Annotated in this window: 13 protein-coding genes; 8 read left to right on the plus strand and 5 right to left on the minus strand. The window is 57.5% G+C overall.

Annotated features, from left to right (window positions below):
* Positions 1–134: 134 nt before the first annotated feature.
* Together SPHFLASMR4Y_RS00815 and SPHFLASMR4Y_RS00820 are read right to left on the minus strand one after the other, a co-directional pair.
* Positions 135–1,493 (minus strand): GntP family permease, encoded by a 1,359-nt coding sequence (locus SPHFLASMR4Y_RS00815; protein ID WP_089134596.1) that lies wholly within the window; start codon positions 1,491–1,493, stop codon positions 135–137.
* Between the two features lie 98 nt (positions 1,494–1,591).
* The gene (locus SPHFLASMR4Y_RS00820; RefSeq protein ID WP_089131864.1) at positions 1,592–2,752 is read right to left on the minus strand and encodes an indoleamine 2,3-dioxygenase; all 1,161 of its coding nucleotides are present in this window, start codon (positions 2,750–2,752) and stop codon (positions 1,592–1,594) included.
* 217 nt (positions 2,753–2,969) lie between these two features.
* On the opposite strand from SPHFLASMR4Y_RS00820, the gene SPHFLASMR4Y_RS00825 reads away from it, so the two are divergent.
* From SPHFLASMR4Y_RS00825 to SPHFLASMR4Y_RS00840, 4 genes are all read left to right on the plus strand, one after another.
* Positions 2,970–3,260: a YMGG-like glycine zipper-containing protein gene (locus SPHFLASMR4Y_RS00825; RefSeq protein WP_089131865.1), complete on the plus strand. Its 291-nt coding sequence runs from the start codon at positions 2,970–2,972 to the stop codon at positions 3,258–3,260.
* Between the two features lie 69 nt (positions 3,261–3,329).
* Positions 3,330–4,718, plus strand: coding sequence for an MATE family efflux transporter (locus SPHFLASMR4Y_RS00830; protein ID WP_089131866.1), 1,389 nt, complete (start codon positions 3,330–3,332; stop codon positions 4,716–4,718).
* A 148-nt stretch (positions 4,719–4,866) separates the two neighbouring features.
* Positions 4,867–5,043 (plus strand): YdcH family protein, encoded by a 177-nt coding sequence (locus SPHFLASMR4Y_RS00835; protein WP_089131867.1) that lies wholly within the window; start codon positions 4,867–4,869, stop codon positions 5,041–5,043.
* Positions 5,044–5,184: 141 nt separating this feature from the next.
* Positions 5,185–5,862, plus strand: coding sequence for an OmpW/AlkL family protein (locus SPHFLASMR4Y_RS00840; protein WP_089131868.1), 678 nt, complete (start codon positions 5,185–5,187; stop codon positions 5,860–5,862).
* Positions 5,863–5,936: 74 nt separating this feature from the next.
* Here the strand turns inward: SPHFLASMR4Y_RS00840 and SPHFLASMR4Y_RS00845 are convergent, their stop codons facing one another.
* Together SPHFLASMR4Y_RS00845 and SPHFLASMR4Y_RS00850 are read right to left on the minus strand one after the other, a co-directional pair.
* A complete protein-coding gene (locus SPHFLASMR4Y_RS00845) occupies positions 5,937–6,392 on the minus strand; it encodes a vgr related protein (protein WP_089131869.1) in 456 nt (151 codons plus the stop codon).
* Between the two features lie 9 nt (positions 6,393–6,401).
* The gene (locus tag SPHFLASMR4Y_RS00850) at positions 6,402–6,854 is read right to left on the minus strand and encodes a copper chaperone PCu(A)C (RefSeq protein WP_089131870.1); all 453 of its coding nucleotides are present in this window, start codon (positions 6,852–6,854) and stop codon (positions 6,402–6,404) included.
* Between the two features lie 193 nt (positions 6,855–7,047).
* Between SPHFLASMR4Y_RS00850 and dnaK the strand changes: the two genes are divergently transcribed.
* From dnaK to SPHFLASMR4Y_RS00865, 3 genes are all read left to right on the plus strand, one after another.
* Positions 7,048–8,994 (plus strand): molecular chaperone DnaK, encoded by a 1,947-nt coding sequence (dnaK, locus tag SPHFLASMR4Y_RS00855; RefSeq protein WP_089131871.1) that lies wholly within the window; start codon positions 7,048–7,050, stop codon positions 8,992–8,994.
* 105 nt (positions 8,995–9,099) lie between these two features.
* On the plus strand, positions 9,100–10,254 hold the full coding sequence (gene dnaJ / locus SPHFLASMR4Y_RS00860; protein ID WP_089131872.1) for a molecular chaperone DnaJ: 1,155 nt from the start codon (positions 9,100–9,102) through the stop codon (positions 10,252–10,254).
* A 188-nt stretch (positions 10,255–10,442) separates the two neighbouring features.
* Positions 10,443–11,705 (plus strand): 2OG-Fe(II) oxygenase family protein, encoded by a 1,263-nt coding sequence (locus SPHFLASMR4Y_RS00865; RefSeq protein WP_089131873.1) that lies wholly within the window; start codon positions 10,443–10,445, stop codon positions 11,703–11,705.
* Positions 11,706–11,743: 38 nt separating this feature from the next.
* Here the strand turns inward: SPHFLASMR4Y_RS00865 and SPHFLASMR4Y_RS00870 are convergent, their stop codons facing one another.
* Positions 11,744–12,148 (minus strand): hypothetical protein, encoded by a 405-nt coding sequence (locus tag SPHFLASMR4Y_RS00870; protein WP_089131874.1) that lies wholly within the window; start codon positions 12,146–12,148, stop codon positions 11,744–11,746.
* Between the two features lie 344 nt (positions 12,149–12,492).
* Between SPHFLASMR4Y_RS00870 and SPHFLASMR4Y_RS00875 the strand changes: the two genes are divergently transcribed.
* The gene (locus SPHFLASMR4Y_RS00875) at positions 12,493–13,149 is read left to right on the plus strand and encodes a helix-turn-helix transcriptional regulator (protein ID WP_186266001.1); all 657 of its coding nucleotides are present in this window, start codon (positions 12,493–12,495) and stop codon (positions 13,147–13,149) included.
* Positions 13,150–13,315: the final 166 nt, after the last annotated feature.

Here is a 13,315-nt window from a genome sequence, read left to right on the forward strand (position 1 = left end):
CTGATATTACAGAAAAATAAAGGCATTATCTAAGATAATTTCTTAGATAATGCCTTGGTCTGTCCGGATCGGGAAAGATGCTTCCAAATCTTCCATTTATCGCGCCGGGGCCATGCCGGAGAGGACGGACGGCGTCAGCCGAAAATCCCGAACAGCACCACTGCCATGATCGTCCCGATTACCGGTATCACCACGGTCAGCGCCCCCACCGCGCCATAGGCATCCTTGTGGGTTTCGCCGCAGACCGCGCGGATCGTGGTCACGACATAGCCATTGTGCGGCAGGCTATCGAGCGCGCCCGAGGAGATCGCAACCACCCGGTGCAGCTCGTCGGGCTGCGCGCCGACATCGATATAATGCGGCGCGATCAGGGGCAGGGCGATCGACTGGCCACCCGATGCTGACCCAGTCAGGCCGGCGATTACCGTCACCGCAATGGCCGCGCCGATCAGCGGACTGCCGGGAATATTCTGCACCATGACCAAAGCTTCCTGGAAAGCCGGGGAGAGTTTGGCAACGGAACCGAAACCAACCACCGCACAGGTATTGGTGATCGCTACCACCGCGCTGGTTGCGCCGCGCGAAAAGGCTTCCGGCATCGATCCCATTTTCTGGTAACCGACGATCAGCGCCACCACCGCCCCCGATCCCAAAGCCGCGACCAGCGCCCATTTGTCGAGCGATTGCTGTGGCAGGATCGCCGAGAGCGGTCCCATATCCTGCGGATATTGGAAGATCAGGAAGATCGCCAGCACCGCGACCAGCGGCAGGATACAGAGCAGCGGCGCGGGCAGGTTGCCATAGTCGGTATTATGATCGTCGCTTTCGCGCCCGACAAAGCTTTCACCCCGGGCGACCGCGCGTTTGACCATATGGTTGAGCCAAAATTGTCCGGTCACGGCCATGAACAGCGCAATGACCAGACTGACCTGCCAGCCGGCATAGGCGGTGGTGCCGAGATATTCCATCGGGATCAGATTCTGGATTTCCGGGCTGCCGGCACTGGTCATGGTGAAGGTCACCGATCCGAAGGCGAGCGCTGCCGGGATGAAGCGGCGCGGCAGATCCGCTTCGCGAAACAGATGCACGGCCAGCGAATAGACGCTGAACGACACGATGAACACGCTGACCCCGCCATAGGTCAGGATCGCGCAGGCCGCGACCACGGCAAGCACGGCATGTTTGATCCCGATCTTCTCGATCACCCAGTGGGCGACGCTGGCGGCGGCCCCGCTGGCCCCCATGATCTCGCCGAATATCGCGCCGAGCAGAAACATGAAGAACCAGCTTTTGAAGAAGCCGACAAAGCCGTCCATATAGGCGGTGGCGAAATCCGGGGCGCCCGCTGCGGCCAGCGGTGGCAGCCAGGCAATGCCGCTGGTCAGCGCCACCACCGCCGCCGCGACCGGTCCTGCGATCAGGATATTCACCCCGCGCACCGTCATCCAGATGAGCAGCGCCAGTCCGCCGATTAGACCGATTGTCGATAGCATGAACATCCCCCGAAGCTTGAGCGCTGCCTCATGGCAGAGGCCAGGCCCGGCGTGCAACTGATAATTCCGCCATCCCCTGGCAAGCCTGAAGCGGCGGGCTAGATCAGCTGCGCCCGGTTTTCGTCGCGATGCTTTTTCAGATATTTCATGAACGGCGTGCCGCCTGTGCCGACCTCGGTATCATTGCCCTTGCCGCTTTTCGCCTGCTTGTTGATATAGCTGGCGGCATATTCCAGATGCCGCGTGCGAAAGCGCGCGACCTGCTCGACGCTGGCGTTGAAAGCCTGCCTGAGCGCCGCATCCCCGCTGGCTGTGGCAAAGTCCCGCAACCGGCTCTGCGCGCGCAAATCCTCGATGAAGCGCCGGTGCTGGAGCGGGCGATAGGCGTGCAGTTCGTCGAGATAGGCGCGCAGCGGGTCCTTGCCATGCTGCACCTGGAACAGCGCGTCCATGCTTGGCACGATCGAGCTTTGCGACCCGGTCTGGCCGCGGAACGACTGGCCCTTGCCGGCATATTGGGCGACGCCTTCATAGATCAGGCCTTCGGGCAGCGCCGGGTTATTCGCCCAGCCGTGGATATAGGGCCGCACGCGCTGATAATAGATATAGGGGTCGCAACGGTCGGGCATGCGGTCGAATATCGCGTTCAGCCTGTCCCAGTGGCTGTCCATTTCCGCGAGCAGCGCTGTTGTCCGGGCGATATCCTTCGCTTGGCTCGCCGCAACCAGATCGCAGGCGAGATTCAATAGCGGTCCGGCCGCCGCCTCGATCGCGACATGGATCAGGACGAACCAGTTTTCATCCACGCCGCCGTAGAAATTCTGCACCATATAGACATTATCGAGCGTGATCGGACCATTGCGGTCCAGCCGCGCCCAATTGTCGAGCACATAGCCGCTATAGGGCAGCAGGGGCGCCTGATCGAGCCGGTCGGCGAGCGCCACAATCGGACGCGCGAGATTGGCGGGCAGGGTGGTCGGCGCTTCGCTTTCACCCCAGACATAGGCCTGCACCAGAAAGGAATAGCGGACCATTGCCACGCGGACCTGCTCGTCCGGCGCATTGGCCGCCCAGTCAACAAGGTCAAGCGCGGGCAATTGCAGCAGCCAGTGCCGCACCCGGCCGGTAGTCATCAGGCCCGACAGATTTTCCGCTGCCTGAACGATCGGCGCAAAAAAATCGGGAAGAGCAATATCGACTATCTCGAAATGCGAGAGAAATCCGCGCGATGCGGACATATCATAATCGGACAATTTCATAGGATCACCATTGGCGCAAGCGCGGGTTGGGCCGCTTGCTCAATGGCAGGATGGTATCAAATGAAATCAGATCGAGCAAATCGATTTTAGGCATCATGGGCCGCTGCGACCGGTCGCACCCTGGAAGCATCCTGTCCCGCAAATTTACCCAATTCAGGAACCATCGCGGGGCCCGGGTGTTGACCGGTTAACCGAACATATTTCGAGGAGAATGACGATGATCATCTGGGCACGACAATTGGCACTGGCCACAACGGCCGCTTTCAGTCTGACCGCATGCGCGCAAAATTACGCGGCCGAAGGCGCTGGTGCAGGTGCTGCAGCCGGCGCTGCGATTGGCGCGATCACCGGCGGCGACGTGCTGGAAGGCGCGGCGATCGGCGCAGCAGCCGGCGCAGCGGGTGGCTATTTTATCGACAAGAATGACGGCTGTGATGGTTATGACCGCAACGGGCGGCTGGATGACGACTGCTATGGAACCCGAGGCTATCCCCGCGATCCGCGATAATTTTGCGAGCAATTAGCCCAGGGCGCGGTTTCACTGGCTTGACACCGCGCCTTGGGCTAACGCGCGCTGATGAGCGGCGCGTCCCCATATTTGCGAGAGCAGCATCCCTGGCGGCATGAATTGCGCGCCACGCTGGCGCTTGCCTGGCCGCTGATTCTTTCCAATCTGACCATGGCACTGATCGGGGCCACCGATGTGCTGATGCTCGGCTGGCTCGGCGCCCGCGAGCTTGCCGGCGCGACGCTGGGTTTCAATCTGGCGATGACCGCCGCGATTTTCTGCATGGGCCTGATCACCGCCTCTGCGCCGATGATGGCGACGGAAATCGGCCGGATGCAACATAGTGTGCGCGACGTACGGCGCACTTTTCGTCAGGCCTTATGGGCTGCGGTTGCGGTTCTCGTACCGTTCTGGATATTGCTCTGGAATACCGAGAGCATATTGCTGCTGTTCGGCCAGCAGCCCGACCTCGCGGCCATCGCCGGCACCTATATCAGCGCCTATATGTGGTCGATCCTGCCGTTTCTTTTCTTCCTCATTCTACGCAACTTCATCTCGGCTCTGGAACAGCCGGTCTGGGCACTGGTCATCAGTATCATCGGCGTGCTGTCCAATGCGCTGTTCAACTATGCGCTGATTTTCGGCAAATTCGGCGTGCCCGCATTTGGCGTGATCGGGGCGGGCATTGGCAGCGTGATGACCAATGTGCTGATGTTCGGCGGCATGGTGCTGGTCGTGATGCTGCACAAGCGTTTCCGCCGCTATCACCTCTTCGGTCGCTTCTGGCGCAGCGACTGGCCGCGCTTCCGGGCGATGTGGAAACTTGGCCTGCCGATTGCGATCACCATGGGACTGGAAGGTTCCGTCTTCGGTGTCGCGGCGCTGCTGATGGGCCTGATCAGCGCGGAATCGGTAGCCGCTCATGCAATTGCGCTGCAGCTTGCGTCGCTGACCTTCATGGTACCCATGGGACTGGGACAGGCCGCAACCGTCCGGGTCGGCATCCAGTATGGCCGGAAAAACCGCGAGGGGATCAAGCGGGCCGGTTGGGTCAGCTTCACCCTTGGCACCTCTTTCATGGCGGCAATGGCGCTGGTTTTCGTACTGGCGCCCGATCTGCTGATCTCGATGTTCATCGATGCCAGCGCGCCCGGCAACGCCGAAGTTGCCGGGCTCGCCGTGAGTTTTCTTGCCATTGCGGCTATTTTCCAGATCGTCGACGGGGCGCAGGTCGTCGGCGCAGGCATGTTGCGCGGCTTGCACGACACCACCGTGCCGATGCTGTTCGCGCTGATGGGCTACTGGTTCATCGGCATGGGTCTGGGCGCCGGTCTGGCCTTCTGGCAGGGTTGGGAAGGAGTCGGTATCTGGACCGGATTGGCTGGAGGACTGGGCGTGGTTTCGGTGTTGATGCTGGCGCGCTGGATGATGCGCCACCGTCTGGGACTGCTGCCATGATCTCCGGGGGCGGGATCGCCGGCTCGCTCGATCGCGGTCGGGGAGCTATTAGGTATTTTAAATCGATGCGGTCCAGATCTTTCGATTAGATCAATATCGATGCGTCTCATATTCTTCCATGCATGATACAAACGCGTGAAAGGAGAATATGATGCGAAACTATCTTGAAACGCTCGTCCTGAAACACCGGCGATTGAACCGGCTGATTGACAATTGCAAGGCTGCTGGTCGTCAGCAGGAAATGCAGCGGTTGAAACGTGTCAGGCTTCAAATCAAGGACAAGATCGCGGCAAAGCAGCGCATATCGGTTCCGCAGAACAGCTGATTTCCGCCCATAATAGCTGCATTTACGCGTCCAGAAATAGATATGGCTTCCTATCAGGGGAATTGCGTATGTCGGCTGTTTTTCCGCCTCGCTAATGGCTTCGTGCAGAGACTAAGTAGTAACCGCACAGGAACCAATTCTATGAAAAACATAATGAAAGCCGCTTTAGCGGCATCGGCGGCATTGACGATAAGCGGAGCGGCCATGGCCGGTTCGACCGACGGGAAAGTCCAGGTCAAGGCCATGGCCACGCTGGTTGCACCTGACGGCAAGATCACATCGGTCGAACTGGACAATATTGGCTTGCCGGCGGGCACCCAGACCAAGGCCGATGACAATTTTGTGCCGACGATCGCCGCTGAATATTTCATCACGCCGAATGTCTCGCTGGAAACCATTTGCTGCGTCACCCAGCATGATGTCACCGGCACCGGACCGCTGGACGGCGCCGGGCTGGTATCGAACGCCAATATCATTCCCGCCACGCTGACCGCGAAATATCATTTTGGCAATGGCAGCGGATTCAAGCCCTATGTCGGCGCTGGTCCCACCTATTTCATTTTCATCGACGAAAAGGCCGGAAGCACGGCCCAGGCCCTGGGCGCGACCCGGCAAAAAATGAATGACAAGGTCGGCTTTGCTCTGCAGGCCGGTTTCGACCTGCCGCTGAACGACCGCGGACTGGGGCTGAGCGTCGATGCCAAGCGCTATTTCGTCAACACGACGGCCCGCTGGTATGCCGGCGACACGGAAGTATTGCGGACGCGTCACCGGATTGACCCGTGGGTCGTGAGTGCCGGGCTGGCCTACCGTTTCTGAGCTGGCCGCCGCTTCATCGTGCAACAGAATGGCCGGGAAGCATCGCTTCCCGGCCATTCTGATGTGCATTGGAATCACCGGAAAAAGGGCAGCAGCTCCTGAAAGTCGGCCATGCGATAGCCGTTTTTCAACAGCGCACCATTTTCCAGCAGAAAATGATGGCTTACGATTTCCGCCTGCTGCTCGATGCCATAGTCGGCAAATGGCTTGCCCGGCTGCAGCTCATAGTCATAGCGGCAGAAAGGGTGGCGGGCGAGTGGCAGGAAAACACCCTGCTGATGCTGCCATACGTGAACCATTTCGTGAATGAACAAGGCCTGGATATTCCGTGATGATCCGCAGAAATCATCGCAGAACAGATCGCTCTCCGGATGGAACCAGAGATTGCCGTCCGGCGCCATGGTGACATTGCGGGGCTGGAATATCCACCACTTGCGGTTGAATACCGTAACGTTTTCATAATCAATCGCGTGCCCGAATACGGACCGGCACAGGTCGATTTCGGACCGGGTCAGCGCGCGGCCTGTCACCCCGACCGCTTATTCTTCGGTTCCCGGAACCGGGTCTCCGACTTTTCGGATCGCGGCGTCGATTTCAATCCGGTCGTTGTTAGAATAGATCAATGTCATGGTCAGCAATCCGCGTTTTTTCGATCCTGCGCCGACGCCCCAGATCATCAGATGCTTGCCGCCGGGTTCCAGCTTGACCGTTTCACCAGCCGGGACCGGGATCGACTTGAGCTTGGCCATGCTCATCATGCCGTCTTCCTCGGTGGTCTCGTGCATTTCCAATCGCAATACATCGTCAGAGGTTACGCTGACCAGCTCGACATCCACACGGCCGCCGTGCAGATCCATATATCCCGATGAAGGATTGCCGTCCACGGGGGACAGGTTAACGACCGCATTGTCCGCATATAATATGTCGCCCTGACCGCAGGATGCGAGCATCAGGGATGCGGATGCGGCGATCATGAAAGAGAGCTTGTTCATAGAGACACCTCGTTAAACCACTGTAATTCTGTCCCGATATGGGCGTTTTGCGTCGATTTTTCAAATGTAGGATGACTCACGTCTTGTGCCAAGGAAAATGCCACCTATATCGCTTCACGAAGCCGTACACGGTGCCACTTGAATAGGGCTGGGCGGCAATTTTGCTAATGTTAGAAAATTGATTGAGGGATTTATGGGTAAAGTTATCGGAATTGATCTGGGCACCACCAACAGCTGTGTTGCCGTTATGGATGGCGGCAAGCCGAAGGTTATTGAAAATTCGGAAGGCGCACGGACGACACCGTCTGTTGTTGCATTCACCAAGGATGGCGAGCGCCTGATTGGTCAGCCGGCCAAGCGTCAGGCAGTGACCAACCCGGAAAGCACGATCTTTGCGGTTAAGCGTCTGATCGGTCGCCGCTTCGATGATCCGATGACGAAGAAAGACATGGAACTGGTTCCCTATCAGATCGTCAAGGGCTCCAACGGCGACGCCTGGGTAAAAGCTGGCGGCGATGATTATAGCCCGTCCCAGATTTCTGCCTATACGCTGCAGAAAATGAAAGAGACAGCCGAAGGCTATCTCGGCGAAACGGTAACCCAGGCGGTTATCACCGTTCCGGCTTATTTCAATGACGCCCAGCGTCAGGCCACCAAGGATGCCGGCAAGATTGCCGGACTTGAAGTGCTGCGTATCATCAACGAGCCGACCGCAGCCGCGCTGGCTTACGGCCTCGACAAGAATGACGGCAAGACCATTGCCGTCTATGACCTCGGCGGCGGTACGTTCGATATTTCGATCCTCGAAATCGGCGACGGCGTATTCGAAGTGAAGTCGACCAATGGCGACACGTTCCTCGGTGGCGAAGACTTTGACGCCAAGCTGGTCGAGTTTCTCGCTGAAGATTTCAAGAAAGCCGAAAGCATTGACCTGACCAAGGACAAGCTCGCGCTGCAGCGTCTCAAGGAAGCTGCCGAAAAAGCGAAAATCGAGCTGTCCAGCGCGCAGACGACCGAAGTCAACCTGCCGTTCATTACCGCGGACCAGAACGGACCGAAGCATCTGGTCAAGTCGATCAGCCGCTCCGATCTGGAAAAGCTGGTTGGCGATCTGGTCAAGCGTACGCTCGATCCGTGCAAAAAGGCTCTGAAAGATGCCGGCGTCGAAGCCAGCGAAATCGACGATGTCGTGATGGTTGGTGGTATGACCCGCATGCCGCTGGTGCGCGAGACCGTGCAGAAATTCTTTGGCAAGGAACCGCATGTCGGGGTTAACCCGGATGAGGTTGTCGCCATGGGCGCCGCCATCCAGGCCGGCGTTTTGCAGGGCGACGTCAAGGACGTATTGCTGCTCGACGTGACGCCATTGTCGCTGGGTATCGAAACCCTCGGCGGTGTCTTCACCCGCATGATCGACCGTAACACCACGATCCCGACGAAAAAATCGCAGGTCTACTCGACCGCTGACGACAATCAGCAGGCCGTGACGATCCGCGTGTTCCAGGGTGAACGTGAAATGGCGGCGGACAACAAGATGCTCGGTCAGTTTGACCTGGTCGGCATTCCGCCAGCACCGCGCGGTGTTCCGCAGATCGATGTGACCTTCGACATTGATGCCAACGGCATCGTCAACGTGTCCGCAAAAGACAAGGGCACGGGCAAGGAGCAGCAGATCAAGATCCAGGCTTCTGGTGGTCTGAGCGATAGCGATATCGACCAGATGGTTCAGGACGCAGAGAAATTTGCGGAAGAAGACAAGAAACGGCGTGCCGAGGCGGAAGCCAAGAATAATGCCGAAAGTCTGGTCCACACGACCGAGAAGCAACTCGAAGAGCATGGTGACAAGATTGACGCCGACCTGAAAGGCCAGATCGAAGCCGCTCTGAAGGAAACCAAGGAAGCCATCGAAGGTGGCGACCCCGATGCGATGACGGCCAAGTCCGAAGCGCTGGCTCAGGTTTCCATGCAAATGGGTCAGAAAATCTATGAAGCCGAGCAGGCTGCCGGTGGTGACGCCGGTGATGCTGCTGCCGCCGATGCGGCGGCCAAGGCTGCGGATGACGATGTTGTTGACGCCGAATTCTCGGAAGTCGACGACTCTGACGACGACAAGAAAGATGACGCCAAGGCGGCTGAGTAAAGACAGAAACGTCGCCCGCGCGCACGATGGAGCCGCCGGATTTAATTCCGGCGGTTCCGGCTTGCGCCGGGCTGGCGGTCCTTTCGCTTTGGGGGAAGCATGAGTATGGCATCCGAAATCGATTATTATCAGCAACTGAACGTTTCGCGCGATTGCGACGGCGCGACGCTCAAGTCATCCTATCGCAAGCTGGCGATGCAATGGCATCCCGACAAGAATCCCGGCGACGCGGAAGCGGAAGCCAAGTTCAAGTCGATCAGCGAAGCCTATGATGTTCTGAAGGACCCGCAAAAGCGGGCGGCTTATGACCGTTACGGCCATGAAGCCTTCACCAATGGCGGCGGGAACAATGCCGGCGGTGGCGGTGGTTTCGGCGGCGCGGCCTTCAACGATATCGGAGATATTTTCGAAACGATTTTCGGCGGTGGAGCCGGTGGCGGCTTCGGCGGCCAGCAACAGCAACGCGGTCCGGCGCGCGGTGCCGATCTGCGTTATGACATGGAAATCACGCTCGAAGACGCTTTTCATGGCAAACATACCGAAATCGAAATTGATGTGTCGGTTGGTTGCGACGAATGCGACGGTTCCGGCGCAGAGCCCGGTACCGGCGTCCGCCAATGTCCGACCTGCCATGGCCACGGCAAGGTCCGTGCCCAGCAAGGCTTTTTTGTTGTCGAGCGCACCTGCGCCAGTTGTCAGGGTCGCGGCGAGGTGATCGAAAGCCCATGCCACGTCTGTTACGGCGAGGGCAGGGTGGACAAGCCGCAGACGCTGGAAGTGGATATTCCGGCCGGTGTCGATACCGGTACGCGGATCCGGCTTTCCGGCAAGGGCGAGGCCGGAGCCCGGGGTGCACCTCCCGGCGACCTCTATATTTTCATCCATTTGATCCGGCACAATATTTTCGAGCGCGAAGGCACGACCCTGTTCACCCGCGCGCCGATCAGTTTCACGCTGGCCGCGCTGGGTGGCGAGATCACCATTCCTGGCCTCGATGGCGAAAAGCACGAAATCCGGATTCCCGCCGGAATCCAGAGCGGCAAACAGCTCCGCCAACGCGGTGCCGGCATGCCGGTCCTGCAGGGACGCGGCAACGGTGATATGGTGGTCCAGATCGACGTGGAAACACCGACCAGGCTTTCCAAGCAACAACGGCAGATATTGCGGGATTTCCAGGCGACCGAAACCGGAGACGAAACGCCGAATTCGACCGGATTTTTCGGAAAATTGAAGGACGCATGGGAAGATTTGACCGAATAATGCGCGTTTATTGACGGACTGGCCGGGCTTTTAACCCGAAATCAGCGGTTGCTGTTTGTCGAACGCGCAAAACCGTTCGCAGATTTCCAGCGTCTTTTGCCATCCCGAATAGGTCGCCTGTCGATCCGGTCTTCCATGCAGACCCGAGATGCAATTTTACCCTCCCTACGCAATCGGGAGGACGGAATTTGGTCACGGCAGAATTGGCGGCAACGACACGGCAGGCGCTTCACGCCGTGGATCGCGGTGATCCCAATGCTCTAGAGCATGTGCAGACTGCTCTCAAGCATGACCGCTTCAACGGGCTGCTCATCATTCATGAAGCGGACCTTCTGGCCGCGAATGACCGCGAAGATGCGTTTGAAAATATCATCGGCATCCTCCGCCGTGCACCCGATTGGGTCGACGGTCACGCCGCTCTTGCACGGATGCGATGGGAATATGGCGATTCCGAAAATTTCACCGGAGATCTCGAAAGCGCTTTGGCGAAACAGCCGGCCAATGCCGGTCTTTGGAACCTTTACGTCGACCTGAATGCAAAGGCCGGATTATATCAACGCGCTGCCGATGCGGCTGCTCGGGCTCGAAGGTCAGGTTTTCAGAATCCGCTGCTCTTGCTGATAGAGGCGATGCACGCCGGGATGGCGGGCGATAGCGAGCGGTCGCAATCCCTGTTTGACGGGATGCCCGATGATCTCAGCGGACGCGCAGCCGTGGAAGCCCGTCATCGCATTCGCCTGGGAGATTTGGCAACAGCATCAAGCTTGCTTGACCGGGCGAGAAGTGAAAATCCGCAAGATATCGTGGCTTGGGCCCTGACGGAACTGGTCTGGCGAGCGCGGCAGGACACGCGGCATCGCTGGCTGGTACCCGATCCTGCGGCAATAGGGGCTGAACCCCTGGGGATAGGCAATAATATGTTGGGCGCTTTGGCAGGCAAATTGCGGAAACTGCACGAACGGAGCATCCAGCCACTTGGTGAGAGTGTCAGAAATGGCACGCAAACCCGCGGTAATCTGCTGCTTCGCCAAGATGGTTTGCTGCGGTCGTTTTTCAAGCAGCTGCAAAAACTGGTGACATGCTATATGCGGCGGTATTCCGCTTCCGATCCGGTTCATCCTCTCTATACGGAAACAGCGAAATCGCCGAGGATATACGGAGCCTGGTCCATTCGCACGACCAAAGGGGGATATCATGCCAGCCATCTGCACCCGGCGGGAACAATCAGCTCGGCCTGCTATATTACGGTTCCTTCCATTCCAGATGGGACAGACCATGGATATCTGGAACTGGGCCGCCCACCGGCAGATCTGAATATGGAACTGGTACCGATCAAGTCGGTGAAACCGGTGGATGGCGAACTTATTCTGTTTCCCAGCTTTCTATATCACGGGACGGTGCCATTTCATGCATCCGGCGAACGTATAGTTGTCGCGTTTGACGCAGCGTGAACGCTATTTAGGGAGCGTAGGCGCCTTGCACGGCTGATTCAGGCCGTCTTGGCCAAGGAGTAAACCCTGCGTGTCTTTTGCACAACGATACCCGCATTCTCGAACCCGCGCCGGGTAAGCGACAATTTGTCGCGCGCGAAATCGAAACACTCTTCCTCTTGCAGATCATAGGCGCAGACGATGTCGTCGTTCACAAGCGCTGCCAGATAACGCAAAACCGAGGTCTGGTCGATTTCAAGATATTTGGCGATATCGACAGAATCCACGGGAAGATCATTGACCTCGTGGCTGTATAGCAACAAAATTATGTCCCAAAACTTGTTTGAGAAATATTGTTCGTTGAAGAGCGCGCTACGGGTTTTTCTGGCCGATACTATCGCACCAATATCAATTTCCACATTTTTACAATTATTGGGGAAAAAACGTTCTATTTCGGAAAGCATGATCTAAGTTCTTTTTCGTTAGATATGTCATTTGAATATATTCTTACAGACTCTTTGCCAGCTGCACACGTCACGTTGCCGCGTGGCAGATATCAGAATTGCTGTCAGCGGCCTGATTTGCGCCCCTTGCGAGGCTTGCCGAGAGATGGCTTTTTTGTCCTATCCGATCTCGACGCGGCGTATATAAATGCTGTGTCGTGATCTTTATTGCCTCTGTTACGGCGTCTACTGACCGGACCAGCGACGCCTTGTAACCATCGCGGCCAATAATATGTGGTTAGCCTATGGTTTATAATTATAGCCCGCTCAGAGAGGGATTTTCGGTTTCTTCGCAGCTGAATGAATTGTCTCGTCAGCTGATGGCCAAAGGCGTGAAAGCCTTGTCTTACCATATCACTCCGCCATTTTACTCTCAGGTGTCGAAACGCACTTCGGTTTATCACTTCGGATATCCGGAGGAAATCGTCAGTACCTATCTGGACCCGGGGTTCATGGAAACCGATCCGATCCCCGACCATGTCATGGCGGTCGGCCACGCATTGACGTGGCAGCAGGCGGTCGCGAACCAGAAGCTCAATGACAAGCATCTCGGATTTCTCAAAAGAGCGAAAGAACTGGGCTTCAAAGACGGTATCTCTGCGCCGCTTTTCGGCCCGAACAGCAGAAATTCCTATTTTTCAATGAATTTCGACAGGCATATGACGATGGAGGATGAAGCCATTATCGCGCCCTTGGTCGGTATCGCGCAATCCTGTCACAGAAGAATTTGTGCGATCATCAATCAGAGCGGTGTAGATGAGCCGCCGCTATCCGAACGGGAAAGCCAGGTTTTGTACTGGATATCCCGCGGCAAGTCGAATTCGGACATGGCAGTCATTCTGGATATTTCGCAAGCGACGGTGGATTCCTACATCCGGCGGCTGTTCAGGAAGCTGCAAGTCAACGACCGCATATCGGCCGTGATCGTTGGGCTGAGCAATTCTCTTATAAAGCTGATGTAATAAACGGCTGTGCCCGGCGCGTCCGACAGCGGTCCTCCGCCTGAGGCTATGCTTGGGTTTCCGGGAGGTAATGAGCGGGTCAGGAAGGGACCAGCCATCCTGGCCCGCTCAATTGAAGGATATGAGCCGGGATATTTACTGCCCGGGATTGGCCTGGGTGGGAAAT

The organism is Sphingorhabdus sp. SMR4y (assembly GCF_002218195.1).
Lineage (GTDB): Bacteria > Pseudomonadota > Alphaproteobacteria > Sphingomonadales > Sphingomonadaceae > Parasphingorhabdus.

Bases quoted from the DNA above. Each gene is read 5' to 3' on its own strand.
- SPHFLASMR4Y_RS00815 (WP_089134596.1), bottom strand. From the start codon at position 1,493: ATGCTATCGACAATCGGTCTAATCGGCGGACTGGCGCTGCTCATCTGG.
- SPHFLASMR4Y_RS00820 (WP_089131864.1), bottom strand. From the start codon at position 2,752: ATGAAATTGTCCGATTATGATATGTCCGCATCGCGCGGATTTCTCTCG.
- SPHFLASMR4Y_RS00830 (WP_089131866.1), top strand. From the start codon at position 3,330: ATGAGCGGCGCGTCCCCATATTTGCGAGAGCAGCATCCCTGGCGGCAT.
- SPHFLASMR4Y_RS00840 (WP_089131868.1), top strand. From the start codon at position 5,185: ATGAAAAACATAATGAAAGCCGCTTTAGCGGCATCGGCGGCATTGACG.
- SPHFLASMR4Y_RS00825 (WP_089131865.1), top strand. From the start codon at position 2,970: ATGATCATCTGGGCACGACAATTGGCACTGGCCACAACGGCCGCTTTC.
- SPHFLASMR4Y_RS00870 (WP_089131874.1), bottom strand. From the start codon at position 12,148: ATGCTTTCCGAAATAGAACGTTTTTTCCCCAATAATTGTAAAAATGTG.
- SPHFLASMR4Y_RS00850 (WP_089131870.1), bottom strand. From the start codon at position 6,854: ATGAACAAGCTCTCTTTCATGATCGCCGCATCCGCATCCCTGATGCTC.
- dnaK (WP_089131871.1), top strand. From the start codon at position 7,048: ATGGGTAAAGTTATCGGAATTGATCTGGGCACCACCAACAGCTGTGTT.
- SPHFLASMR4Y_RS00835 (WP_089131867.1), top strand. From the start codon at position 4,867: ATGATGCGAAACTATCTTGAAACGCTCGTCCTGAAACACCGGCGATTG.
- dnaJ (WP_089131872.1), top strand. From the start codon at position 9,100: ATGGCATCCGAAATCGATTATTATCAGCAACTGAACGTTTCGCGCGAT.